The following is a 25,121-nucleotide window of genomic DNA, read 5'->3' on the forward strand; positions in this document are numbered from 1 at the left end:
TTTATCCGCTGCCCGGCCGGCGTCCGGCACGGGTTCCGTCGCCGTCCGGGCACGGGTCGCGCGGGGGCCGACAGACGGCAGGGGCACAAGTTGTCCACAGCCTCCCGCGTATGCCGCGTGCGGACTGGTTAGGCTCGAATACGTGAGCAGGCTCCAGGTCGTCAGTGGCAAGGGCGGGACCGGAAAGACCACGGTCGCCGCCGCACTCGCGCTCGCCCTCGCGACCGAGGGGAAGCGCACCCTCCTGGTCGAGGTCGAGGGCAGACAGGGCATCGCACAGCTCTTCGAGGCGGAGGCACTGCCGTACGAGGAGCGGAAGATCGCGGTGGCCCCCGGGGGCGGGGAGGTGTACGCGCTGGCCATCGACCCCGAACTGGCCCTGTTGGACTACCTCCAGATGTTCTACAAGCTCGGCGGGGCGGGCCGGGCGCTGAAGAAGCTCGGCGCCATCGACTTCGCGACCACCATCGCGCCCGGCCTCCGGGACGTGCTGCTGACGGGCAAGGCCTGCGAGGCGGTGCGCCGCAAGGAGAAGAGCGGGCGGTTCACGTACGACTACGTGGTCATGGACGCGCCGCCCACCGGGCGCATCACCCGCTTCCTGAACGTCAACGACGAGGTGGCGGGTCTCGCGAAGATCGGCCCGATACACAATCAGGCCCAGGCCGTCATGCGGGTCCTGAAGTCCCCCGAGACGGCCGTGCACCTGGTGACGCTGCTGGAGGAGATGCCCGTCCAGGAGACGGCGGACGGCATCGCCGAGCTGCGGGCCGCGAAGCTGCCGGTGGGACGGATCATCGTCAACATGGTGCGGCCCGAAATGCTGGACGCCGACGAGCTGGAGTTCGCGCGCGCGGTGCCGCGTACGGCCGTCGCCAAGTCCCTGTCCACGGCGGGCCTGGGCGGCGCGCGGCGCGGCGGCAACGCCGAGCGGCTGGTGGAGCCGCTGCTCGCGCAGGCCGAGGAGTACGCCGAGCGGTACACGCTGGAGCACGAACAGCGGGGCGTCCTGGGTGAACTGGGCCTGCCGCTGCACGAACTGCCGCTGCTCGCCGAGGGTATGGACCTCGCGGGCCTGTACGAGCTCGCCACGGAACTGCGTCAGCAAGGGATCTCATGACTCCGGACCCGGCCGCCGCACGCGACGCGGCGCACGCCCACGCATCGGACCCCACTCACGCCCCGTCCCAGGGGCCCGACGGACATCGCGTGATCGACTCGACCCGGCCCCTGGCCGTCGATCCCCTGCTGGACGACCCGGGCACCCGCATCGTGGTGTGCTGCGGCGCGGGCGGTGTGGGCAAGACGACCACGGCGGCGGCCCTCGGACTGCGTGCCGCCGAGCGCGGCCGCAAGGTGGTCGTGCTGACCATCGACCCGGCCCGGCGGCTCGCCCAGTCCATGGGCATCGACTCGCTGGACAACACCCCGCGCCGGGTGAAGGGCGTCGACGGGGACGGCGAACTGCACGCCATGATGCTCGACATGAAGCGCACGTTCGACGAGATCGTCGAGGCGCACGCGGACCCCGACCGGGCGTCCGCGATCCTGAACAACCCCTTCTACCAGTCGCTCTCGGCGGGCTTCGCGGGCACGCAGGAGTACATGGCGATGGAGAAGCTGGGCCAGCTGCGGTCCCGGGACGAGTGGGACCTGATCATCGTCGACACGCCGCCGTCCCGTTCGGCACTGGACTTCCTGGACGCGCCGAAGCGGCTGGGGTCGTTCCTCGACGGCAAGCTGATCAGGGTGCTGCTGGCGCCCGCGAAGGTCGGCGGGCGGGCCGGGATGAAGTTCCTGAACGTCGGCATGTCGATGATGACGGGCGTCCTGGGCAAGCTGCTCGGCGGCCAACTGCTCAAGGACGTGCAGACGTTCGTGGCCGCCATGGACTCCATGTTCGGCGGTTTCCGTACGCGCGCCGATGCCACGTACAAGCTGCTCCAGGCGCCCGGCACGGCCTTCCTGGTGGTGGCGGCGCCGGAGCGGGACGCGCTGCGTGAGGCGGCGTACTTCGTGGAGCGGTTGGCGGCCGAGGACATGCCGCTGGCCGGGCTGGTGCTCAACCGTGTCCATGGCAGCGGCGCGGCCCAGCTGTCCGCCGAGCGCGCGCTCGCCGCCGCGGAAAATCTTGACGACCCCCGCATTGTGGATCAGATGGACGGGAAAGCAGTTCGTAACTCTCCCGACACGTACGACAGTTCAGCCAGCCCAGCCAGTTCAGCCAATCCGGCCAGTTCGGACAGTCCAGCCAGTCCAGTCAGTTCGGACTCTCCCGCAACGACCGGTCACCAGGACGGCTCCCCCGCCCCGGACCTGACGGTGGAACAACTCACGGTCGGCCTGCTGAGGCTGCATGCCGAGCGGATGCGTCTGCTCTCGCGCGAGCAGCGCACGCGTGACCGCTTCACCGCACTTCATCCCGAGGTGGCCGTGGCCGAAGTGGCCGCGCTGCCCGGAGATGTCCACGACCTGGCGGGTCTGCGGGACATCGGAGCCCGGCTCGCGGCCATAAGGCCGGAACTGCCCACCTCCGACGACTGACGGAAAGCCGACCTGACGGAAGGCCGATGAGCCGTCCGTGGCCCGCAGGCCGATGAACTGTCCGTTGCCCGAAGGCCGATCCACGTCTCGGGGCACCCGAGAGCCGGCACACCTGCCCGACGCGCCGACACCTCAAGGGCGCCCTCGACCGACGTGGCCCGGAAGGGGCCTCGCCCTCAGCTCACCGCCGCGTAGTTCTCGTACATCTCGTCATCGTCGAGCGGCAGAATCCCCGCGCCACGCTCGTACTCCGTGCGCGCGGTCTCAAGGAGCCGGCGCCATGAAGTGACAGTGGGTCGCCTGCGCAGCAGTGCGCGGCGCTCGCGCTCCGTCATTCCTCCCCACACGCCGAACTCGACGCGGTTGTCCAACGCGTCCGCCAGGCACTCCGTCCGCACCGGGCATCCGGTGCACACCGCCTTGGCCCTGTTCTGCGCTGCTCCTTGAACGAACAGTTCATCCGGATCGGTAGTGCGGCAGGCAGCCTGCGCACTCCAGTCGGTTACCCAGCCCATACCGGCGCCGTCCTCTCCCGAATCGAGGCTCCCCCACGGCGGCAGCGGCATATTCACCGCCGCCAGTTGAGGACGTTACGGAAGGTGGGCACAGCGCAACACCCCCTTCGGGCCCAATCTTGAATGGCCCGAACGGACTATGCGTAAGCGGCAGATCACCCGCGGGAGTGACCTGAGGACATACGTGACTATCCCGTCATAGCGGGATAGTTGACATGCGTCACAACGGACACCGAATGACACACGAGGTGGATTCGGACACGGCACCGGAAAAAAAATCGGAAGAACGTCAGAACGATTCGGGCTCGCTGGACGTACTTGATACAAGGGCCTATGGCTGTGACAGTTGAGAGCAGCTTAGGCCAAGGCCTGCGCGCGTGTCCGGCAAATGAGAACGTAGACAACTGCTCATGTTCTCTTCACGCCCCGGCGCCGGCCGCGTCCTGGGCGACAGATGTCACGATCCGGCACCCGTACCCCGCCGGACCCACCTGCTCCTTCGGAACGGTCATGGGTACGGATTAGGCTGCCTCCATGCCAAACAAGCGCTCGGGTGGTGGTCTGTCCGCCACGCAGCAGGCCGCCAAGTTCCTAGGTGTCAGCGTGCTCGCCGGTGCCGTCATGGCGGGCATCGCGCTGCCCGCGGTCGGCGCCCTGGGGCTGGCGGCCAAGGGTTCCGTCGAGGGGTTCGACGAGCTCCCCGCGAACCTCAAGCAGCCACCGCTGAGCCAGCGCACGACGATCCTCGACAGCAAGGGCGACTCGATCGCCACGGTGTACAGCCGCGACCGTACGGTGGTCGATCTCAAGGAGATCTCGCCGTACATGCAGCAGGCGATCATCGCCATCGAGGACGCCCGGTTCTACCAGCACGGCGCGGTCGACCTGAAGGGCGTCCTGCGCGCGCTGAACCGCAACGCGCGGGAGGGCGGCGTCGCCCAGGGCGCGTCCACGCTGACGCAGCAGCTGGTGAAGAACGTGGCGGTGGAGGAGGCCGGTGACGACCCGACGCTGGTCGCCCAGGCCACCCAGCAGACCCTCGGCCGGAAGATCAACGAGCTGAAGAAGGCGATCCAGCTCGAGGAGGAGCTCAGCAAGAAGAAGATCCTCGAGAACTACCTGAACATCACGTTCTTCGGCCAGCAGGCCTACGGCGTCGAGGCCGCCTCCCAGCGCTACTTCTCCAAGTCCGCCAAGGACCTGGACGTCGAGGAGGCCGCGCTCCTCGCCGGCATCGTGCAGTCGCCCAGCCGGTACGACCCGGTGAACGACCCGCAGGAGGCCACCAAGCGGCGCAACACCGTGCTGCAGCGCATGGCCGATGTCGGCGACATCTCGCAGACGGACGCCGACAAGGCCAAGGAGAAGCCGCTCGGCCTCGACATCAGCAAGCCGAAGAACGGCTGCATCACCGCCGTGAAGGGCGCGGGCTTCTTCTGCGACTACGTCCGCGAGATCTTCCTGAACGACCCGATCTTCGGCAAGACCAAGGAGAAGCGGGCCAAGATCTGGAACCAGGGCGGTCTGACGATCCGAACGACGATGGACCCGCAGGCCCAGAAGTCGGTCCAGGCCTCCGTCAAGGCACACGTCCGGCAGAAGGACGAGGTGGCCACCGCCGCCACCATCGTGGAGCCGGGCACCGGCAAGATCCTCGCCATGGGCCAGTCCAGGCCGTACGGCCTGGACACCAAGAAGAACGAGACGTCGATCAACCTCTCGGTCGACGAGTCGATGGGTGGCGGAGCGGGCTACCAGCCGGGGTCGACGTTCAAGCCGATCGTCGCCGCGGCGGCCATCGAGGACGGCATGTCCCCGGGGAAGATCTACTCCGCCCCGTACGAGATGGCGTACCCGAGCCCGATCTCCACCTGCGACGGCGGCACCTGGCGCAACGGCACCGGGAGTAACGCCGCGAAGCTCGAGAACGAGAGCGCGAGCGAGGTCGGCCCGTACTCGATGCAGAAGGCGACCGCGCTGTCGGTCAACACGTACTTCGTGCAGATGATCGCGGACATCGGCATCTGCCCGGTGACGAAGATGGCCAAGCAGATGGGCGTGGAGCGGGCCGACGGCCGCAAGATCGACCAGGCCCCGTCGATCGCGCTCGGCACGCAGGAGATGTCCCCGCTGACCATGGCGAACGCGTACGCCACCTTCGCCGCGCGCGGCATGTACTGCACGCCGGTCGCCATCGATTCGATCACCCAGCGGATCGGGGACAAGTCGAAGTCGCTGGAAGTTCCGAAGTCGACGTGTTCGCGTGCCATGTCGGAGAAGACGGCCGACACGATCAACACGCTGCTGGAGGGCGTGGTCGAGGACGGTACGGGCAGGGAGGCCGGTCTCAGCAGCCGGCCCAGCGCCGGTAAGACCGGTACGACCGACTTCCGGTACGCGGCCTGGTTCGTGGGCTACACCCCGAACATGGCCGGTGCCGTCTGGGTCGGCGACCCCGCGCACAAGCGCCGCATGGTGAACATCACCATCGGCGGCGAATGGCACGACAAGGTCTTCGGTGGCAAGGTCCCCGGCCCGATCTGGCGCGACATGATGTCCGGCGCGCTGGAGGGCAAGCCGACCCCCAGCTTCAACCGCGTCTTCATCCCCGACGAGCGGCCGGACCGCGGCCGCGGGGACGACGACGACGGCAATGGGAACGGAAACGGGAACGGCGACGACAACGGCAACGGTGACGGTGACGGCGACGACGACGGCTTCGTCGGCGGCACCGACGGCGGGACGACGTTCCCGAACCCGGGTTTCAGCATCCCGGAGAACTGGATCCAGGGTCAGTCCAACGGCGGGAACAACGGGAACGGCAACGGCGGCGGCGGCTTCGGGTGACGGGCGGCACGCGGGACGGGGCTGGGGTCAGCTGACGGCCATGGCTGTGGACCGGTAGATACGGCGGTGGGGGCGTCCCTGAAGAAGGGGCGCCCCCACCGCCGTCGTGTGGGAGGGCTGGAGGAAGCCGTTGGGGTGGGCTGGGTGGGCGGGGGCCGCTCGGGCCCCGGTGGGCCGGGCGGTCGACCGGAGGAGGCGGTGGGCCTGACCGTCGACCGGAGGCGGCTGGTGGGCCTGGCGGTCAGCTGAGCCGGAGGGCCGGGTGGGGCCGATCGGGCGCCGGAGGCCGGGCGGACGCCGGAGAGTAAGGCGGACGCCGGAGGGTCAGGTGGGCGCCGGAGGCCGGGCGGACGCCGGAGAGTAAGGCGGACGCCGGAAGGGTTGGGCGGGGGTTAGCGGAACCGGCGGGCCCACCGGACGTCTGTGGGCCCGGCAGTTGACGGCGGCGACCGACGTGAGCCGGTGGGGTGATCAGCCGCCCGCGAGCTGCTGCTTGACGATGGCGGCGACTCGGCCGCCCTCCGCGAGCCCGGCCACCTTCGGGTTGACGATCTTCATGACCTGGCCCATCGCGCGCGGCCCCTCGGCGCCGGCGGCCCGCACCTCCTCGACGGCCTGCACGACAATCTGCCGCAGCTCCTCGTCGGACAGCTGCTTGGGCAGGTACTCGGCGAGGAGCTCGCCCTCCGCCTTCTCCCGCTCGGCCGACTCGGTCCGACCACCCTGGGCGAAGGCATCCGCGGCCTCACGGCGCTTCTTCGCCTCCTTGGTGATCACCTTGAGCACCTCGTCGTCGGAGAGCTCACGCTTCTCCTTACCCGCGACCTCTTCCTTCGTGATCGCGGTGAGGGTCAGCCGGAGCGTCGAGGAGCGGAGCTCGTCGCGCTCCTTGATGGCGGCGTTGAGGTCTTCCTGCAGCTTCGACTTGAGCGTGGTCATGGCGTCGATTGTCGCAGGTGCGGCGCGAGAAGCGCGCCTCGTTTTCGCTGGTGCGTGCGGATCGGGTACGGAAGCCGGAGTGGGTTGTCCACAGGGCGAGTTGACGATCGGTGACGATCGGCGGTGGTGGGCGATGGTTATCCACAGGCGGGCGCTCGGGCTCGGCGGTGTCTGACACGATGGACACATGCGAGCGCGATACGGAGTACCTCTGGGGATCGCGGCGGTCGGTGCCGCCGGTGTGGTGTACGCGGCGGGTTTCGAGGCCCGCTCCTTCCGACTGCGGCGGGTGACGGTGCCGGTGCTGCCACCGGGCATGCGTCCGCTGCGCATACTCCAGGTGTCCGACATCCACATGGTGAGCGGGCAGCGCAAAAAGCAGCGTTGGCTGCGGTCCCTGGCCGGGCTGCGCCCCGACTTCGTGATCAACACCGGGGACAACCTCTCCGACCCCGAGGGCGTCCCCGAGGTGCTGGACGCGCTGGGCCCGCTGATGGAGTTCCCCGGCGCCTATGTCTTCGGCTCCAACGACTACTACGGCCCGAAGCTGCGCAACCCCGCGCGCTACCTCCTGGAGAAGGTCCAGGGCCGACACGGTCTGAACGGCAACAAGCCGGTGGTGGGCGCCATCCACAACCCGTGGGAGGACCTGCGGGACGGCTTCGACGGGGCGGGCTGGCTCAACCTCACCAACACCCGCGGCACGCTGAAGATCGAGGGCATGTCGGTCGAGCTGACCGGCCTGGACGACCCGCACATCAAGCGGGACCGGTACGCGCGGGTGGCCGGTGGTCCGTCGGACTCCGCCGACCTCTCCCTGGGCGTCGTCCACGCCCCCTACCTCCGCAGCCTCGACGCCTTCACCGCCGACGGATACCCCCTCATCCTCGCCGGCCACACGCATGGCGGACAGCTCTGCGTCCCCTTCTACGGCGCCCTCGTCACCAACTGCGATCTCGACACGGACCGCGTCAAGGGCCTCTCCACCCACACGGCCGACGGTCACACCGCCTACATGCACGTCTCCGCCGGCTGCGGCACGAACCGCTACACCCCGGTGAGGTTCGCGTGCCCGCCGGAGGCTTCGCTGCTGACATTGGTGGGACGGGAGGGGTAGCCCGGGGTTTGGGCCGCCCAGCCGAGGAACCACCTGGCAGGCGAGGAACCACCTGGTGGTGCTTGACGTGCAGAACACCTCTGGGCCTGACGCCACCCGTACGGATCGCCCCGGATAGCCCGTTTGGTCCGGTCGACTTAGCGTGAGCGCATGACCGCACCGATACCCAGGGACATCCCCGACCTGCCCGCGATCTCGGGCATCCCCGCTCCAGTGACGTCCGTCGTCCCGGCGACGGCGGTGGTGGCACCGTCACGACGCCCCCTCGCGGGGACGTTCCGCGCCCTGGTCGCACTGGCGGCGGCAGCGGCTGTGGTGACCGAGATGGTGCTGGGCAGCCCGCTGCGCGCACTCAGCCACTTCGCGGTCCAGAGCACGGTCCTGGTGGCACTGGTCTTCGCCGCCTCGGCCCGCCGCGACTGGTCGGCCCGCCGCCCCCTGCCGTCCGCGGTGACGGGCGGCACGGTCCTCTACGCCGTGATCACGGCGTTGGTGTACCACCTGCTCCTGGCGAACGACCCGGCGACGTTCTCCATGACGATGACGTCGACGGGCGCCCCGGTCACCCCCACCGGCTGGCTGGCCCTGACCAACCTCGCTTTCCACACGGTGATCCCCCTCGCGGTGGTGGCGGACTGGCTGCTGCTGACCCGCCCGTCCCCGCCGCGCCTGATCCAGGCGGCGTCCTGGCTGCTCTACCCGATGGTGTACCTGGCGTGCACGCTCGGCCGTGCGTCCCTGGTGACCACCGACTGGCCGGCCCCGTACCTCTACCCGTTCCTGGACGTCGACCGCCACGGCTACAAGGGCGCCCTCGGCAACGCCCTCCTCCTAGGCCTCGCCTTCTGCGCCGTCGCCCTCCTGCTCGTCGTCGTCGACCACCTCCGCCCCGACCCCGTACACCCCCGCCGAGGGCGCCCCGACCGCCCTGACCGCCACCCCGAAAACCGGATTTCGTCTCCGGCCACCGGTGGGCTAAAGTAAACGACGTCGCCGCGACAAGCAGCGACAATCGGGGTGTAGCGCAGCTTGGCAGCGCGCTTCGTTCGGGACGAAGAGGTCGTGGGTTCAAATCCCGCCACCCCGACAGTGAAACACCAGGTCAGGGCCGACTACTCATGTGAGTAGCCGGCCCTGATTTGTGTTGCGTGTCTAACTGCGTGACTAACGCTTCGGGTCGCGCTTGAAGATGCTGTTCATGACGACGGCGCAAGTCTGGATCTCGGGCCGAATCTGCTTCCGGTAGACCTCCTCGGTGACGCGTAGACAGCAGCGAGGGCTTGCCAACGGGACGGCGAAGCCGAAACTTCCGAGTCTTGATGTCCGAAGTCGGGACGCCCTTCAGGAAGACGTGATCCCAGGCGAGGGCCCTGAGGCCGGGACAAGGGTGTCGGCCGTCAGCCGAGCGGCCCCTTACCGGGCAAAGCTGCGCCGTCTTTGGGCCGTCCAAGGCCGATCAATATGTCTTGCCTCAACCATCGAGACTCCGACGACCTGTCTTCACGCAGGGCCGCCCGTGGACCACCAGGTCACAAGTCTGTTCGCCAGTTGGTCGACTTCTTGTGGCTGAGGGTCGAGAGCAAAGTGATCTTCCAGCTCGGACCCCAGGAACTCGCCAATCACTGCCGGTCCGGATCCCGCGTGCAGACGGGTGAGGAGGGGAGCGATGAGGCAGTCGTACTCGTCCTGGACCTGATCAGCGACGCCAATCGGATCCCACTCGTTGAGCAGGGAGCGCAGATTGCTGTGCACGTCTACGGGCTGCATGCCCTCATCCTGACATGGAGGCGGTCCAGCCAACTGGGGCTTCCGTGCGGGCCGTTCTGCGCCGAGGGAGCGAGACTGCCCATGGAAGCAGCCGTTGGTGGTCAGGCGGGGATCCAGTTGGGCCATTGGGGTGGGATGTTGCTTGTGGGGCAGAGGCCCGAGTCGGCGGGGTAGCCGTCCATCGTTCCTCGGGTTGCGAAGAGCCACCATGCCAGGGCCGTGGTCGCGATGACCACCAGCAGCGTCGGCAGTACGGCGCGGACCGTCCTTGGCGCGTGTAGCGACAGGCGTCGGCCGATGGCCCACGTCGCGAGGCCCACGAGTGCTTCGGTGCCCACCATGAGAGGGAGCAGGAAGTTGAGTTCGAAGCGGCCGCCTGCGTCGTAGCCCGCGTCGCAGTACGCGCGCGCCCAGACGGTCAGCGACCAGGCGACGCCACCCATCGTGGCTCCGAGGAATGCGGAACCCGCCCAGGGGAGGCAGGAGGTGGATCTCGGCTCAGCTGTGTGCACGACAGGACACGACAGTGGTTGTGCCGTGCGCGGTTCCCAGGTGGGGAGGGAGTGGGGGCGTGGGAGGTCGTGCCTCGTCGATGGTTGCTTTCGGCGGTGCGTGGCCGTCGTCGCCTGTCCGTTTGGGCCACGGTGCGGACGTTCTGGTCGCGCATGGCGGCGGGACAGCGATCTCCGGCCGGGTGCCGCGGGGGTGGGCCCGGCGCCCTGGGGCCCCGTGCCACTTGCCGTGCGGATGGCCCGGTAGCACCCATTCCTCGACTGCGCCTTGATGCCGCTTCGTTCGGCACCGGTCCCTCCCCACGTGGGGACCGGTGCCGAACGATGCGGGGGTGTCGATCCGCGCTTGGGGACGTGGATCGAGGGGGTTGTGGCTGGGGGCGTCGCTGAGGGTGGCCGGAAGCGTGCGGCATGATGGATCGGATTTGCGGGCGCTACGCCGGTGGGCCCTGAGGGCCGTGCACCGGCGTGGGCGGCTTGGGCCTGATCCTGCCAGTCGGGGGTGGTGGGAGAGGAGGGCTCCGGTGTCCGGTGACGGCATTTCCGCAGGTCAGACCAGCAAGGTGAGTTTTCCGGTCCGGATGTCCACGTAGCGGGGGAAGGTAAGGGGTAGATGCCTTGAGTCACGACTCAGAGGCACGCACGGCCTTCGCGGAACGTCTCGCGCTGTTGTACAAGGAAGCGGGCAATCCTCCCCTCAAGAGCGTCTCGGAGTCGGTCGTCCGACTCCAGCGGGTCGATGAGCGCGGGCGCCCCGTGCGGGTCTCGGCCCAGCGGATCAGTGACTGGCGACGGGCCCGGAACGTGCCCGCGCAGTTCGCCGCCCTCGCCGCCGTCCTGCAGGTGCTGATCCCCGAGGCCCGGCGGGCGCGGCCCGTTCCGGTGTCCAAGGGGCTGTACGACATGGCCCAGTGGCAGCGGCTCTGGGAGCGGGCCCTGGCCGATCCCGCCGGGGAGCGCCCGGCGGACTCCGCGTTCGGTACCTCGACCGCCGGGGCCTCCGCGTCCGGCGCCGCCATGGACGAGCAACCTCCCGGCGAGGGGTCGCCCCTCCCCGGTGGCGTCTGCCCCTACCGGGGGCTGGCCTCGTACCGACAGCAGGACGCCCGCTGGTTCTTCGGGCGGGAGCGGAGCACCGACGCGCTCGTCGAGCAGTTGCGCGCTGCGGGGCGCACCGGCGGCCTGGTGATGCTCGTGGGTGCCTCGGGCGCCGGGAAATCCTCCCTGCTCAATGCCGGGCTCGTGCCCGCCCTGCGCAGCGGCGCCCTGGAAGTCGACAGCGGCCAGGGGAGCGCGAGGCTCGGGAGCGCGGGGCCGGCCGGTGTGCGGAGGGGCGGCGAGGTGCTCCAACTCGTGCCGGGGGCCGATCCTGTCGGCGAGCTGACCCGGCACATACCCGAGCTGCGGCAGGTCGTGTCCGCCGCGTACGAGCCCGGTACGCCCATGTTCGCCGAGGCGGTACGGGAGGCCTTCGCCGCGTGGGCCCGGCGACGCGACAGCGAACGCCACGGCGGCGAGACCAGGGGCGGCGGCAGCCGGAGCGACGGCAGCGGCGGGGGTGCCCCAACCGGGGGCAGCACGACCGAGGACAGCACGAGCGGGAACAGCAGCGGCGGTGGCAGCACGATCGGGAGCGGCAAGACCGAGAGCGCCAGCGACAGCAGCCGCCGCAGCCGCAGCGGCGACTACAGCGCCGGCCCGGTCGACGGCAGTCTGCCCCAGGGCACCCCGCCCCCCACGCCCACCCCAGCCCTCGCCCTCACCTCGACCCCCAACCCCACCCGCCCCGTCCTGATCGTCGACCAGTTCGAAGAAACCTTCACGCTCTCCTCCGACGAGGCCGACCGGCGGACGTTCGTGCAGGTGCTCAGTGCGGCGTGCACGCCGGGGGCGCGGGGCGGGGCGGCGCCCGTGGTCGTCGTACTGGGTGTGCGGGCCGACTTCTACGAGCAGTGCCTCGGCTATCCGGAACTGGCGGACGCCCTGCAGCACCGGCACATGGTGCTGGGGCCGTTGACCACGGCGGAGCTGCGGGAGGCGGTGACCGGTCCGGCCAAGGCCGTGGGGCTGGAGCTGGAACCGGGGCTGGCGGAGCTGATCGTGCGCGAGGTGAGCGCGGACGGGCCGCGCGGGGCGCACGACGCGGGCGTGCTGCCGTTGCTGTCGCACGCCCTGCTCGTGACATGGCAGCGGCGGAAGGCGGGCCGGTTGACGCTGGCCGGTTATCGGGCGGCCGGCGGTATCCAGGGCGCGGTGGCGGCCACCGCCGAGCGGGCCTGGTCGGGGCTGGACCCGGCGGCCCGTTCGGCGGCTCGGCTGCTGTTGCTGCGGCTGGTCCGGCTGGGCGAGGACACCCAGGCCACCCGGCGCCGTGGCACCCGGCGGCAGCTCGCGGACGGCTCGGCGGACCCGGCCAAGACCGAGGAGTCGCTGGAGGCGATGGCCCGCGCCCGGCTGCTGACGCTGGACGCGGAGACCGTGGAGATCACCCACGAGGCGCTGCTGCACGCCTGGCCGCGCCTGCGGGGGTGGATCGACGAGGGCCGCAACGACCATCTGCTGCGGCAGCGGTTGGAGGAGGACGGCCGCGCGTGGGAGGACTCCGGGCGCGATTCCTCGCTGCTCTACCGGGGTTCGCGGCTCGAACAGGCGCACACCTGGGCCAAGTCCACCGTGGACGCCGGGGGTAGCGGCGGTAAGGGGGGCACCAGAGGTACCGGGGGCAAGGCAGGCACCGGAGAAGCGGCGAAGAGCGGCGCCGGGGGAAAGAACGGCACCGGCGACCCCAGAAACTCCGGCGGCACCCCCGCAGACCCCGGCGACCCCGGCGACTCCGGCGGCGTCTTCCTCACCCGTAGCGCCGTGGAATTCCTTGCCGCCTCCGTCCGGCTGCGCCGGCGTACCGTCCGGATCCGGCGGAGTGCCGTGGCGGCGCTGGTGGCGTTCGCCCTGGTGGCCGTCGGCTCGGCGGTGGTCGCCTGGCAGCAGCGCAACGACGCGGTGTTCGAGCAGGTGGTCGCCCAGGCCGATCGGGTCCAGTACTCGGATCCGTCGCTGTCGGCCCAGCTCGACCTGGTGGCGCACGATCTGCGGCCCGACGACGAGGGCACCGGCAACCGGCTCGTCTCCATCGTCAACGCGCCCCTGGCCACCCCGCTTCTCGGCCACGGCGGTGCCGTCTACCTCACCTCCTTCAGCCCCGACGGGAAGTACCTCGCCACCGCCAGCTACGACCGTTCCGTACGGCTGTGGGACGTGGCGGACCCGTCCCGGGCCAAGGCCCTGGGCAGGCCCCTCACCGGGCACACCAGCTGGGTGAGCAGCGCCGTCTTCGCGCCGGACGGCCGTACGCTCGCCAGCGCCGGTGACGACGGCACGATCCGTATGTGGGACGTACGGGACCCGCGTGCGCCGCGCGCGCTGGGCGCACCACTGGACGGGCACGACGGCACGATCTTTTTGATCGCCTTCAGCCCGGACGGGGAGACCCTGGCGTCCGTGGGCGAGGACCACACCGTACGGCTGTGGGACGTGAGCGACCCGGCGCACGTGACGGCGCTCGGCGAGCCGCTCACCGGGCACAGCGCTCCCGTACGCGCCGTCGCGTTCGGGCCCGACGGGAAGACGCTGGCGACCGGGGGCGACGACAACACGATCCGCCTGTGGGACGTGGCCGATCCGCGTGCGCCCCGCACGGTGGGCCCCGTGCTCAAGGGCCATACGAGCCTGGTGCACTCGCTGGCCTTCAGTCCGGACGGGCGGACGCTGGCCAGCGGCAGTTCGGACAACACCGTCCGGCTCTGGGACGTGGCCGAGCCGCGCCGGGCGCGTGCGCTGGGCGCGCCGCTCACCGGGCACACCGGCCCCATCTGGTCCGTGGCCTTCAGCCCGGACGGCAGCACGCTCGCCGCCGCCAGCGCGGACAGCACGGCGAGTCTGTGGAACGTGGCGGACCCCGCGTACCCGTCGCAGGTCGGCGAGCCGCTGGCCGGGGCGAGCGGGGAGATGTTCGCCCTGGGGTTCAGCCCGGACGGCCGGACCCTCGCCACCGGCAGCGGCGACAGCAAGGTGCGGCTGTGGTCGGTGCCGACCTCGGACATGGTCGGCCGGAACGGGGTGTTCCGGCCGGACGGGCGGGTGCTGGCCACCGCCGGGCGGGACGGGCGGATCCGGCTGTGGAACGTGGCGGAGCCCGGCCGGCCCGTGCTGTTGGGGAAGGCGTTCACGCTCAAGGACAGCGGCAACCGTTCCCTGTCGTTCTCCCCCGACGGGCGCATCCTCTCGATCGTGGCCGGGAACCGGGCGCTGTATCTGTGGGACGTCAGCGACCCGGCGCGCCCGCTCCTGCGGGGGTCGCCGCTGCCGCTGCGGATCCGGTACACGGACGCGCAGGCGTACAGCCCGGACGGGCGGGTCCTGGCCACCTCCTACGGCGACCACGACGTGCAGTTGTGGGACGTCCGCGACCCCTCCCGGGTGGTCCCGCTCGGCAAGCCCCTCACCGGGCACAAGGGCTACATCCTCGCCCTGGTCTTCAGCCCGGACGGCAGGACGCTCGCCAGCGGCAGCGCGGACGGCACCATCCGGCTGTGGGACGTGGCGGACCCGGCCCGGTCCCGGCGTCTCGACGGGCCGCTCACCGCTCACCGCGGCGCGGTCAGCGACCTCGTCTACAGTCCGGACGGCAGGACGCTGGCCAGTGGCGGTGGTGACGACACGGTCCGGCTCTGGGACGTCTCCGACCCGCGCGAGGCGACACGCCTGGGCGCCCCGCTCGTCGGCCACACCGAGGCGATCGTCTCGCTGACCTTCAGCCCGGACGGCGAGACCCTGGCCAGCGGCGGCAACGACAGCACCGTCCACCTCTGGGACGTGTCCAGCCCCGCCGAGGCCTCCCCCATCGGCCGGGCGATGAGCCCCAACGCCAAGACGGGCCAGTTCCTGTCCTTCAGCCCGGACAGCGACATGCTCGGGGTCTCCAGCGGCGCCGACACCGTACGGCTGTGGAACCTGGACGTCGACGACGCCGTACGGCACATCTGCTCGACGACGCGCGGGGTGCTCACGCGGGAGAAGTGGGACGAGTACTTGCCGCGGCTGTCGTACGAGCCGCCGTGCGAGGGTGCCTGACAGGCCGCTGAACAGGGAGTTCGCGGATATCCCCCGGTCGGTTCCGGCCATCCGCAGGGGACCGGGGGCGAGGTGGACGGGCCCGTGGACCCGCGTGATCCCGATCACAACTTGTCAACGCTATCGACCAGTCGGCTCCCGTCCCGCGAACAGCCTTGTTAGCCTTGGCCATAGCCCGGTCGCTGGTGCATCCCCCGTCGCCAGCGACCGGGCCCTTTCATGCCCTCGGCTTCATGCCCTCGGCGCGTTCCCCCGCCGCCTCCCCCCGCCTCCCCCGGTCTCAGCCGTTCCAGGCCTCGTCGTACGGGTCCTGCGGTGCCTTCACCGGCTTGGTCGCGGTGACGCTGAGATAGGGGACGGCGGTGCCGTTGAGGGGGTCCTCGGTCCGCTTCGGCGTGTAGGTGCCGGTGACCTCGATCCAGGTGTCCGGCTGGAGCACGGCGGGGAGTTCGCCGGTGAGGGCGATCTTGACGGGCTGGGCGTCCGCGGCACAGCAGTTGAGGGCCATGCGGACCAGGTACGGCGTGCCGGAGTCGTCGAAGGCGAGGAAGCCCGTGACCTTGAGCGGGCGGCCCGCGAGGGCGCGTCCCTTGTCGTAGACCGCGCGGCCCGCGTAGTCGGCGACGCTCAGGCGGAGGGTGCCGTCGGCGGGGAGCTTCGGATAGCCCCAGGGCTGTTCCTGGAGGGCCGTGCCGGTGCGCATCGCGGTGTAGGAGCCGGCGGCGGGCGGGGCGACCAGGACGAGGGCGAGGAGGGGGAGGACGAGGAGCCAGGAGACCCGGGGTTCGCGGTGGGGGTGCGGCTCGTCGGCATGGGCGCGCGACTCGTCGGGATGGGCGTGCGGTGCGTCGGCGGGGGCGTGCGGCTCGGCCTGGCGCTCCTGGGGGCGCGCCCGGCGTTCGTACCAGAGCGTGGCGACGGCGGCGGTGATGAGGACGATGCCCGCGCCGATGAGGAGGGGGCGCAGGCCGGCCTTGACGTAGCGGAGGTAGAGGTCGGTGAAGCCGGCGTGCAGCAGGGCTCCGCCGGTGAGGAAGAGGACAACCGTCTGGGCCTGGCGGTTCACAGCAGCACCGCCCCGACGAGGGCCGACACCAGGATCGCGAGGGCGAAGGTGGCGGGGGCGAAGCGGAGCGCGAAGGCGCGGCCGAAGGTGGCGGTCTGCATGGCGAAGAGTTTCAGGTCGATCATCGGACCGACGACCAGGAAGGCCAGCCGGGAGGTCAGGGAGAACTGGGTCAGGGAGGCCGCCACGAACGCGTCCGCCTCCGAACAGATCGACAGCAGTACGGCCAGGACGGCGAGAGCGACGATCGCGATCACCGGGTTGTCAGCGGCGGCGTTCAGCCAGGTCGCCGGGACGACCGCCTTGAGCGTGGCCGCCGCCATCGCGCCGACGACCAGGAAGCCGCCCGCGTGCATCACGTCGTGCCGCACCGAGCCCCAGAAGGCCGCGCCCTTGCCCTGGCCCTCGTAGGACGGCCGCTCCGGCGGACGCATCCACTCGCCGCGGCCCAGCCGTAGCCACAGCCAGCCCATCGCGCAGGCCACCAGCAGGCTCGCGACCAGCCTGGCCAGCACCATCTCGGGGTTTCCGGGGAAGGCCACGGCGGTCGCGGTCAGCACGATCGGGTTGATCGCGGGGGCGGAGAGGAGGAAGGCGAGCGCCGCCGCGGGCGTCACACCCCGGCGTACGAGGGCGCCCGCGACCGGCACGGAGGCGCACTCGCAGCCCGGCAGCACCACCCCGGCCACGCCCGCCGCCGGCACCGCGAGGGCGGGCCGCTTCGGCAGCGCGCGGACGAAGAACGACGCGGGCACGAACACCGCGATGGCCGCCGACAGCAGCACCCCGATGACCAGGAACGGCAGGGCCTGCACGACCACCGCGACGAACACGGTCATCCAGCTCTGCGTCACGGGCGCGGACAGCAGGCCCCGCAGCGGGGCCTGCGCCACCACCGCGAGGACCAGCAGCATGGTGAGCAGGAGGGGTGGGTCGAGATGCCGCCCGCGGTGGGGGGCTTCTTCCTTGGTTGTGGCCACGGGGGACGGTACCTCCGTAGGGAACGGCTGCGCTGAGCGGGCCTGTTCGACCCTTTCCTCCCATACGGCGCCCGGCCCGGGGTTGCTCACGGCCCCTGGACCGCATTTTTAGTAATGGGATCCATTTTCATGTAGCGTTCCGGTCCATCACCCTGTGGAGGAGGACCCCATGGCCGTACCCAAGCGGAAGATGTCCCGCAGCAACACCCGCCACCGTCGCGCCCAGTGGAAGGCGAGCACACCGCAGTTGGTGCCGTTCACGGTCGACGGCACCACGCATCTCGTACCGCAGCGGCTGCTGAAGGCGTACGAGCGCGGGCTCATCCACCCCGAGGGCTGAGGCCGTGACCACGCTCCGGGAGCGGCTGCCCGTCACCGTCCTGTCCGGGTTCCTCGGCGCGGGCAAGACCACCCTGCTCAACCATGTCCTCGGCAACCGTGAGGGGTTGCGGGTGGCGGTGATCGTCAACGACATGAGCGAGGTCAACATCGACGCCGCGCTCGTGCGCGGGGGCGAGGCGGCGCTGTCCCGCACCGAGGAGCGGCTCGTCGAGATGACCAACGGGTGCATCTGCTGCACCCTGCGCGACGATCTGCTGGAGGAGGTGGACCGGCTCGCGCGGGAGGGACGTTTCGACTACCTGCTGATCGAGAGCTCCGGGATTTCGGAACCCATGCCGGTCGCGGCCACGTTCGCCTTCGCGCGCGACGACGGGGCCACGCTCGGGGATCTCGCCCGGCTCGACACCATGGTCACGGTCGTCGACGCGGTGAACTTCCTGCCGGAGCTCGCGGGCGGGGACGAGTTGGTGGCGCGGGGGCTCGACCAGTACGAGGACGACGAGCGCACCGTGAGCGATCTGCTCATGGACCAGGTGGAGTTCGCCGACGTGATCGTGCTGAACAAGCTCGACCTCGTCGACACGGCGACCGCCGAGCGGCTCGCGGCGACCCTGGCGCGGCTCAATCCGGCGGCGCGGGTCGTGCCGGTCAGCCATGGGCGGGTGCGGGTCGAGGAGGTGCTCGGTACGGGGGCGTTCGATCTCGAGCGGGCCCAGCAGGCGCCGGGGTGGGTGCGGGAGCTGAACGGGGAGCATGTGCCGGAGACCGAGGAGTACGGCATCTCGTCGACGGTCTTCCGCGCCGAACGGCCCTTTCATCCCGGGCGGTTGTGGGAGTTCGTGACCGAGGGGCTCGACAGCGGTGCGTTCGGGCAGGTGCTGCGGTCCAAGGGGTTCTTCACGCTCGCCGGGCGGCCGGGGGTCGTCGGGCTGTGGTCCCAGGCGGGGTCGGTGGCCCGCTTCGAACCGACGGCGGCGCAGGATGAGGAGGCCCCGTTCGCGCAGGAGTTGGTGTTCATCGGGACGGGGTTGCGGGGGGATGCGCTGCGGGCGGCTCTCGCCGGGTGTCTGGTGACGGGGGACGAGGGCGAGTGCGAGGGCGAGGGCGGGTGTGGGGTGGCCCTGGATGATCCGTTCCCGGCTTGGGATGTGCACGGGGTTGTCTGCGGGTGAGGTCGTCCGCGGGCCGGTGGGGCTTCTCGCGCAGTTCCCCGCGCCCCTAAAAGACCAGGCCCCTGCGGGCCTGGAAGACCACGGTCCTGCGGGCCTGGAAAGCGACGGGGCTGCGGGGTGAAAAGCATGGGGCGCAGCCCCTGTTTTTCAGGGGCTGCGGGGAACTGCGCGAGAAGCCCCACCGGGGCGGCAGCCGACCGACGGCCAAAAAAACTACGCCTCCGCCCGTCTCCCCAGCAGCTCCGCCAGCCCCCGTCGCGTCGCCGCCAGCACCACGCGGTCCTCGGCCCGGAGGACGTATGTGGGTGGGAGGTCCCAGATCAGTCCCGAACCCGGCGGCGGCCCGGGCGCCCGTTCCGGACCCGGATCTCCGGACGCCGCCGTGTCGAGGGCCAGCACACGCCACGCCCCCGCCCGGAACGCCTCCGCGACGGTCCGCCCCTCCAGGCGCCGATGACCTCGGACCTCCACGGCCGCGAAGAGGAGCACTCGGCGCTCGACGGGGATCGCGCCCAGGATCTGGCGCCCCATCATCGCCCCGGCGAACGCGGGCGCGGCCAGGTGCGTGACACTGCGGCTGCGCGTGAGGGCGCCCGGGTGGGCGGCGCGCAGGGTGCGGTAGACGGCGGTGGCGAAGTCGTCGTCGTAGAGGCGCAGGACGACGCGCAGGTCGGGGCGTACGGAACGGGCGTACAGGCCGGCTTCGAGGTTCGTCGTGTCGGAGCTGGTGACCGCGAGGAGGGCGTGGGCGCGGTGGATCTTGGCGGCCTCCAGGACGCCCTCCTGGGTCACGTCGCCCAGGATGACCGGCACCCGTAGCCGCCGGGCTTCGGCCAGACCGCGCGCCTCGGGGTCCTCCTCGACGCAGACGACCGGGATGTGCAGCTCGCGCAGGCGGGCGAGCACACGGGTGCCGATCTTGCCGAGGCCGAGGAGGACGACGTGCCCGGACAGGCCGCGCGGCGGCTTGCGCAGGGCGGTGCCGCTGCGGAACGTGCCGAGGGCCTCCAGGACGGCGGCCAGGAGCACGGGCAGCAGGAGTAAGCCCATGAGGCCGGAGAGAAGCTGGAGGATCTGCCGGGAGTCGCTCTGGTCGGTCGCGGGGTCGGCGATCCCGAAGAGGTCCAGGAGGGTCGCGTACGTCGCCTGGAGCGGATGCTCCCCGGTGATCACCATCTGGGCGACGGCCAGGGCGAACACGCACCCGATCATCCCCGCGAGGGACCACCGCAGCCGCCGCGAGAGCAGCGACCCGAAGGCGCCGAGCGGACCGCCGCCGGAACGGCCGGGCGGCAGCGCGGGTCCCGCGTAGCGCACGGTGTCCAGGACGACGGTGCCGCGCCCGGTGGCCTCCGCCACCGCCCGCTCGTCGGGCAGGAGTTGGGGGCCGCGTTCCCCGCTGCCCTCGGAACCCTCGGTTCCGGCGGGGTCGTTGGTGGTGGCCGACAGCAGCGCGAGGGTGCACAGCCCTCCGGAGCTCTGGCCTCCCGAGCCCTGGCCCGCCGCGCCCTGACCCGCCCGGCCCGGCGGGCGTTCCACGGCCCTGAGCATCAGCCCGTCCGTCTGGACGACCTTGCTGGTTCCGGCCACGGCGGTCGCCGCCAGCGCGGGCGCGGCCGTGTCGGCGTCGGACAGGACGGTCGTCGAGGCGCCGAAGCCGTCGACCCCGTCGGCGGCGGTGCCTGCCGTCGCCAACGCCGAGGCCTGGTCGAGGAGTTCCTCGATGTGCTGGCCCAACCGGCGGTTGTAGAGCCGCAGGACGAGTCGCAGGCGCGGGTTGAGGCGGCGCGCGGTGAGGGCCGCGCGGATGTTGGTCTCGTCGTCGTCGTACACCAGGGCCAGCGCGGCGGCCCGCTCCACACCGGCCTCGGCGAGCACCGCCTCGGTGGCTTCCCCGGCCTCCAGGACCCGCTCACCGCCGTCCCGGGGGCTGTTCCTGCCGCCGCCCCGGTCGCCCCGGTCGCCTCTTTCCCCCCGGTCGCCCCGCTCTCCGGTTGCGCCGCCGGTCCGCTCCCCGGTCCCGCCGGTGCGGTCGCCGGTCCGGTCGCCGGGGGTCGGATCGCCGTTGCCCGCCGCCCTGTTGACGACCGCCGTCACTCGGTCGAGGAGCGCGGCGGCGGTGCGGGCGCGCCCGACGACGGGCCGCTGGGCGATCCTCGCGGTGGGCGGCACGACGAGGGTCACCTGCTCCCGGTACACGGTCCGCAGTTCGGCGGCGAGCCGGTGCGCCAGCCCGTCGTCCCCGCAGACGACCATGTGCGCGCCGGGGTCGGCAGGGCCCGGCTGTCGGCCTGGACCGTTACGGCTGTTGTGCTGCGAAGGGCTCCCCACGAGGCAGAAGACTGCCGCATGGACGCGGCCGGTTCCTCAGTGATCTGGATCACAGTTGCTGGTGTGAGTGCGACCACGGGTGGACATCCGTACTCAAGGGGGACGGGATGACGGCGGTGTCCGGATGCGAGGATGGGGCGCCATGACCGCAGGGTGGGGTACGCGCACGACGCGCGCCGCGATGTTCGCGGCCGTCTGTGTGCTGCTCGCGGCCCTGGGCCACGTGCTGATGTCCGGTGGTCATGTCCCCTGGTGGGCCCTGGCCGTCGGGGTCGCCGCGACCGGTGCGGTCGGCTGGTGCCTGGCCGGACGCGAGCGCGGCCTCCCGTTGATCACCTCCGTGGTGGTCGCCGCGCAGACGGCCCTCCACCGGGGCTTCGAACTGGCACAGCCGCCGGTCTCCGCGAGCACGGCCTCCGCGGGCACGGCCCCGGTGAGCGGTGCCACGGACGGCTCCATGAGCGGTGCCATGGACATGGGCTCCGCCCATATGAATCACACCGTCCACATGGGCCCTGCCGGTCACATGGACCATGTGGACCTCACCGGTTACCTCCTGGACGGCACGTCCGCGTCCTCGTCCGGCATGTTCGCCGCGCATCTGCTGGCCGCGCTGCTGTGCGGTCTCTGGCTGGCGCACGGCGAGCGCGCCGCCTTCGCCCTGCTGCGGGCCGTGGCCGGCTGGCTGGCCGCACCGTTGCGGCTGTCGCTCGCGCTGCCCGTCGCGGCGGAGCGACCGCGCCCCCGGGTACGGCGCGGCCATACGGACCGCGCGCCCCGTTCGCTCCTTCTCGTCCATGCGATCACCTCTCGGGGTCCGCCCGCCGGGACCGCTGTCAGCTGACGACAGCCGGTGACCCGGGGCAGCCACCACGGCTCGCTCCCCGGGCTTCGGCCGTACGCCGCCACCCGCGTGCCGTACGGCCGGCTTCCCACCCCCGCCGGACCACCAGACGCGTTCCCACGCATCGCGCACGTCCGCACGGCCCCGTACGCCTGCCTGCCCGGCCGCGCGCAGGGCGGCTGTGCGGAGAGCAGCCGCCCCGGAGGCGACTGTGCGGCCCTGTGCCTTCCACGTGCCCGCGTCGACGGACGGTCCTGGTCCCGGACGACCCTAGAAGGACACCAGGTGATCACCCTTACTCCCCCGCCCGCGTCGATCCCGCGAGCCTCCCGGGCCACGCCCGACGAGTCCATAACCGCCTGGGCGCTCGCCGCCCGAGGTGGTGACCCGGAGGCCGTCGAACGGTTCGTCGGCGCGCTCCACCGAGACGTCCAGCGGTTCGTCGCCCACCTCTGCGCGGACCCGCAGGCCGTGGACGACCTCGCGCAGGACACATTCCTGCGGGCCCTCGGCAGCCTGCACCGGTTCGAGGGCCGCTGCTCCGCCCGTACGTGGCTGCTGTCCATCGCCCGCCGGGCGGTGACCGACAGCTTCCGGTACGCGGCGGCCCGGCCCCGGCTGTCGGACGTACCGGACTGGCGGCTGGCTGTCGAGCATGCCCAGCCGCGCGGTCTGCCCGGCTTCGACGACGGCATCGCGCTCACCGATCTGCTGGGCGCGCTGCCCGAGGAACGGCGTGAGGCGTTCGTCCTCACACAGATGCTGGGGCTGTCCTACGAGGACGCGGCGGAGCTGGCCGGGTGTCCGGTAGGGACGGTGCGGTCACGGGTGGCACGGGCGCGGACCACGCTCGTGGAGTTGCTGGCGGCGGCGGAGGGGGCGTGTGAGGAGGGCGTGTTGGTGGCGGCTTGAGGTGGGTCCGTCCTGGTCCTCGCCCCCCGCCGCCCCTACCCGTCCCATCCCCAGGGGCTGCGCCCCTTCGACCCCCTGGGGTGTGTGGTCGGGCGGGTGCGCGGGGGGTCTCGCGCAGTTCCCCGCGCCCCTACGGGCGCGGGGGTGCCGGTGGTCTCAGGGGCGGCCTCCCAGATGGCGTTCGGCGAAGTCGAGTTCCAGGCGGAGTTGTTTGATGCGTTCGTCGACGACCAGGGAGCCGTGGCCGGCGTCGTAGCGGTAGACCTCGTGGACGGCGGAGCGGGCGGCGAGCCGGTCGACGTAGTTGTCGATCTGGCGGATGGGGCAGCGGGGGTCGTTGACACCGGCGGAGATGTAGACCGGGGCCTTCACCGCGTCGACGTAGGTCAGCGGCGACGAGGCCTCGAAGCGCTCGGGGACCTCCTCGGGCGTGCCGCCGAGGAGCGTGCGGTCCATCGCCTTGAGCGCCTCCATCTCGTCGTGGTACGCCGTGACGTAGTCCGCGACGGGCACCGCGGCGATGCCGAGCGCCCAGGCGTCCGGCTGGACGCCGAGGCCCAGCAGGGTGAGGTAACCGCCCCAGGAGCCGCCGGTGAGGATGAGGCGCTCGGGGTCGGCGAACCCGGAGTCCACCGCCCACTCCCGCACCGCCGCGATGTCCTCCAGCTCGATCAGGCCGACCCGGTGCTTGAGGGCATCGGTCCAGGCGCGGCCGTACCCGGTGGAGCCCCGGTAGTTGATGCGGATCACGGCGTACCCGTGGTCCAGCCAGGCGGCCGGGCCCGCAGCGAAGGAGTCGCTGTCGTGCCAGGTCGGGCCGCCGTGGATGTCGAACAGGGTGGCGTACGGGCCGGACACGCCGGGCGGACGCTGGACGAGCGCGTGGACGCGGCCGCCGGGGGTGTCCACCCAGACGTCCTCCACCGGCACCGACCCGGGCGACTTCATGCCCGGCGGGTCGAGGACCGCCTCGCCCGTCGTGGAGCGGACGACCGGCGGTACGGCGGCCGAGGACCACAGGTACTCGATGCTGCCGTCGGGGCGGGCCGTGGCCCCGGACACCGTGCCTCGCGGGGTCTCCACCCGCTCCAGGGCACGGGACGCCAGGTCGTAGCGGAAGAGCTCGACGCGGGCCTCGAAGCTGTGGGCGAGCAGCAGCGCGGAGCCGTCCGGATACCACTCGGCGCTCATGTCGCCCTGCAGCCGGTCGGCGAGGCCGAGGTCGGTCTCCTCGCCGGAGACCACGTCCCAGACGAGCGGCTCCCAGCGGCCGCCGCGCTGGTGGCCGACGAGCAGCCGGGTGTCGCCGACGACGGGGGCGAAGCCCAGCACGTCCAGGCCCAGCTCGACGGTGCCGGCCTTGGTGTCGTCGAGTTCGGCGACCGTCGTGCCGTCCGGCCGGAGGACACGCACCGCCGCGTGCATGGCGTCACCGTGCTCGGTGTGTTCGATCGCGATCAGCGAACCGTCGTGCGAGAGGTCTCCGACGCCGGCCGACTCACGGTGGCGGTAGATCTCGACGGGGGCCTCGCCCCGCCGGAACAGATGGATCGTGGAGCCGTCCTCGTCGGTGGAGCGGCCGACGATCGCCGTACGGCCGTCGCGGCCGATGGCCAGGCCCGCCGGGTACGACGGCTCCAGGCCCGGAACCGCCTCCTCGTCCGGGCCGCCGTGGAAGGGTTGGCGGCGCCAGACGCCGAACTCGTCCCCGTCCTTGTCGTCGAACCACCAGATCCACTCGCCGTCCGGCGAGAGCACACCGTCCGTCGTGCCGTTGGCCCTGTTCGTGGCCTGGCGCTGCTCGCCGGTGGCGCGGTCCCACGCGTAGAGCTCGTACGTGCCCGTGGCGTTGGAGACGAACAGCGAGCGGTGCGGCGCGTCCTCCGCCCAGTCCGGCAGGGACACCCTCGGTGCCCGGAACCTCTTCTCCCAGTCGGGCATGGAGCCGCTCTGCTGCTGCGGGGTGGACCCGTTGCTCTCAGTCATGGCCCCATATTGCCCCGACCGCACGACAATGTGCCGACGAGGTCCCCAGCCTGTGGATAACTTCGGCCGCCGCGGGTTCCGGGCCGGGCCGATTGTCAGTGGTCGGGTGCAGACTCG

Annotated in this window: 18 protein-coding genes and 1 tRNA gene; 11 read left to right on the forward strand and 8 right to left on the reverse strand. The window is 71.4% G+C overall.

Going from position 1 to position 25,121, the window contains the following annotated elements:
- The first annotated feature begins 142 nt into the window (after positions 1-142).
- Positions 143-1,120, forward strand: coding sequence for an ArsA family ATPase (locus PUR53_RS32705; protein ID WP_329899696.1), 978 nt, complete (start codon positions 143-145; stop codon positions 1,118-1,120).
- Positions 1,117-2,544 carry an ArsA family ATPase gene (locus PUR53_RS32710; protein WP_329899695.1) on the forward strand — a complete coding sequence of 476 codons (1,428 nt, stop codon included), beginning with the start codon at positions 1,117-1,119 and terminating at the stop codon, positions 2,542-2,544. Before PUR53_RS32705 ends, PUR53_RS32710 begins: the two co-directional genes overlap by 4 nt.
- Before the next feature lie 176 nt (positions 2,545-2,720).
- On the opposite strand, the gene wblA is transcribed toward PUR53_RS32710, so the two are convergent.
- A complete protein-coding gene (gene wblA, locus PUR53_RS32715) occupies positions 2,721-3,059 on the reverse strand; it encodes a transcriptional regulator WblA (RefSeq protein WP_033524587.1) in 339 nt (112 codons plus the stop codon).
- A gap of 534 nt (positions 3,060-3,593) precedes the next feature.
- Between wblA and PUR53_RS32720 the strand changes: the two genes are divergently transcribed.
- Positions 3,594-5,906, forward strand: coding sequence for a transglycosylase domain-containing protein (locus PUR53_RS32720; protein ID WP_329910646.1), 2,313 nt, complete (start codon positions 3,594-3,596; stop codon positions 5,904-5,906).
- A 471-nt stretch (positions 5,907-6,377) separates the two neighbouring features.
- On the opposite strand, the gene PUR53_RS32725 is transcribed toward PUR53_RS32720, so the two are convergent.
- Positions 6,378-6,845: a GatB/YqeY domain-containing protein gene (locus PUR53_RS32725; RefSeq protein WP_329899693.1), complete on the reverse strand. Its 468-nt coding sequence runs from the start codon at positions 6,843-6,845 to the stop codon at positions 6,378-6,380.
- 187 nt (positions 6,846-7,032) lie between these two features.
- Between PUR53_RS32725 and PUR53_RS32730 the strand changes: the two genes are divergently transcribed.
- The 3 genes from PUR53_RS32730 (at position 7,033) to PUR53_RS32740 (ending at position 9,049) form a co-directional block, all read left to right on the forward strand.
- Positions 7,033-7,962: a metallophosphoesterase gene (locus tag PUR53_RS32730; protein ID WP_239756363.1), complete on the forward strand. Its 930-nt coding sequence runs from the start codon at positions 7,033-7,035 to the stop codon at positions 7,960-7,962.
- Positions 7,963-8,112: 150 nt separating this feature from the next.
- The gene (locus PUR53_RS32735) at positions 8,113-8,946 is read left to right on the forward strand and encodes a Pr6Pr family membrane protein (protein ID WP_329899691.1); all 834 of its coding nucleotides are present in this window, start codon (positions 8,113-8,115) and stop codon (positions 8,944-8,946) included.
- Positions 8,947-8,975: 29 nt separating this feature from the next.
- A tRNA-Pro gene (locus tag PUR53_RS32740) sits at positions 8,976-9,049 on the forward strand.
- A gap of 413 nt (positions 9,050-9,462) precedes the next feature.
- On the opposite strand, the gene PUR53_RS32745 is transcribed toward PUR53_RS32740, so the two are convergent.
- Positions 9,463-9,729: a hypothetical protein gene (locus tag PUR53_RS32745; RefSeq protein WP_329899690.1), complete on the reverse strand. Its 267-nt coding sequence runs from the start codon at positions 9,727-9,729 to the stop codon at positions 9,463-9,465.
- 101 nt (positions 9,730-9,830) lie between these two features.
- Entirely contained in the window at positions 9,831-10,172 is a 342-nt protein-coding gene (locus PUR53_RS32750) for a hypothetical protein (protein ID WP_329899689.1), read from the reverse strand.
- A gap of 687 nt (positions 10,173-10,859) precedes the next feature.
- Between PUR53_RS32750 and PUR53_RS32755 the strand changes: the two genes are divergently transcribed.
- Positions 10,860-15,371, forward strand: a complete 4,512-nt coding sequence (locus tag PUR53_RS32755; RefSeq protein ID WP_329910647.1) for an nSTAND1 domain-containing NTPase — start codon at positions 10,860-10,862, stop codon at positions 15,369-15,371.
- A gap of 280 nt (positions 15,372-15,651) precedes the next feature.
- On the opposite strand, the gene PUR53_RS32760 is transcribed toward PUR53_RS32755, so the two are convergent.
- Together PUR53_RS32760 and PUR53_RS32765 are read right to left on the reverse strand one after the other, a co-directional pair.
- Positions 15,652-16,437 carry a TIGR03943 family putative permease subunit gene (locus PUR53_RS32760; protein ID WP_329899687.1) on the reverse strand — a complete coding sequence of 262 codons (786 nt, stop codon included), beginning with the start codon at positions 16,435-16,437 and terminating at the stop codon, positions 15,652-15,654.
- Positions 16,434-17,417 (reverse strand): permease, encoded by a 984-nt coding sequence (locus PUR53_RS32765; protein ID WP_329899686.1) that lies wholly within the window; start codon positions 17,415-17,417, stop codon positions 16,434-16,436. Before PUR53_RS32765 ends, PUR53_RS32760 begins: the two co-directional genes overlap by 4 nt.
- A gap of 169 nt (positions 17,418-17,586) precedes the next feature.
- On the opposite strand from PUR53_RS32765, the gene rpmF reads away from it, so the two are divergent.
- Positions 17,587-17,757 (forward strand): 50S ribosomal protein L32, encoded by a 171-nt coding sequence (rpmF, locus tag PUR53_RS32770; protein ID WP_033524576.1) that lies wholly within the window; start codon positions 17,587-17,589, stop codon positions 17,755-17,757.
- 4 nt (positions 17,758-17,761) lie between these two features.
- Positions 17,762-18,931 carry a GTP-binding protein gene (locus PUR53_RS32775; RefSeq protein ID WP_329910648.1) on the forward strand — a complete coding sequence of 390 codons (1,170 nt, stop codon included), beginning with the start codon at positions 17,762-17,764 and terminating at the stop codon, positions 18,929-18,931.
- A 213-nt stretch (positions 18,932-19,144) separates the two neighbouring features.
- On the opposite strand, the gene PUR53_RS32780 is transcribed toward PUR53_RS32775, so the two are convergent.
- Positions 19,145-21,187, reverse strand: a complete 2,043-nt coding sequence (locus PUR53_RS32780; RefSeq protein ID WP_329910735.1) for an NAD-binding protein — start codon at positions 21,185-21,187, stop codon at positions 19,145-19,147.
- Between the two features lie 217 nt (positions 21,188-21,404).
- Here PUR53_RS32780 and PUR53_RS32785 point away from each other — a divergent pair, with 217 nt between their 5' ends.
- Complete coding sequence (locus PUR53_RS32785; protein WP_329910650.1) at positions 21,405-22,106, forward strand: hypothetical protein; 702 nt, start codon at positions 21,405-21,407, stop codon at positions 22,104-22,106.
- A gap of 285 nt (positions 22,107-22,391) precedes the next feature.
- Complete coding sequence (locus PUR53_RS32790) at positions 22,392-23,018, forward strand: sigma-70 family RNA polymerase sigma factor (RefSeq protein ID WP_329899683.1); 627 nt, start codon at positions 22,392-22,394, stop codon at positions 23,016-23,018.
- A gap of 156 nt (positions 23,019-23,174) precedes the next feature.
- Here PUR53_RS32790 and PUR53_RS32795 read toward each other — a convergent pair whose 3' ends face one another.
- Complete coding sequence (locus PUR53_RS32795; protein WP_329910652.1) at positions 23,175-25,004, reverse strand: S9 family peptidase; 1,830 nt, start codon at positions 25,002-25,004, stop codon at positions 23,175-23,177.
- Between the last annotated feature and the right edge of the window lie 117 nt (positions 25,005-25,121).

This window comes from Streptomyces sp. SP18BB07 (genome assembly GCF_036322545.1).
GTDB classification, from domain to species: domain Bacteria; phylum Actinomycetota; class Actinomycetes; order Streptomycetales; family Streptomycetaceae; genus Streptomyces; species Streptomyces deccanensis.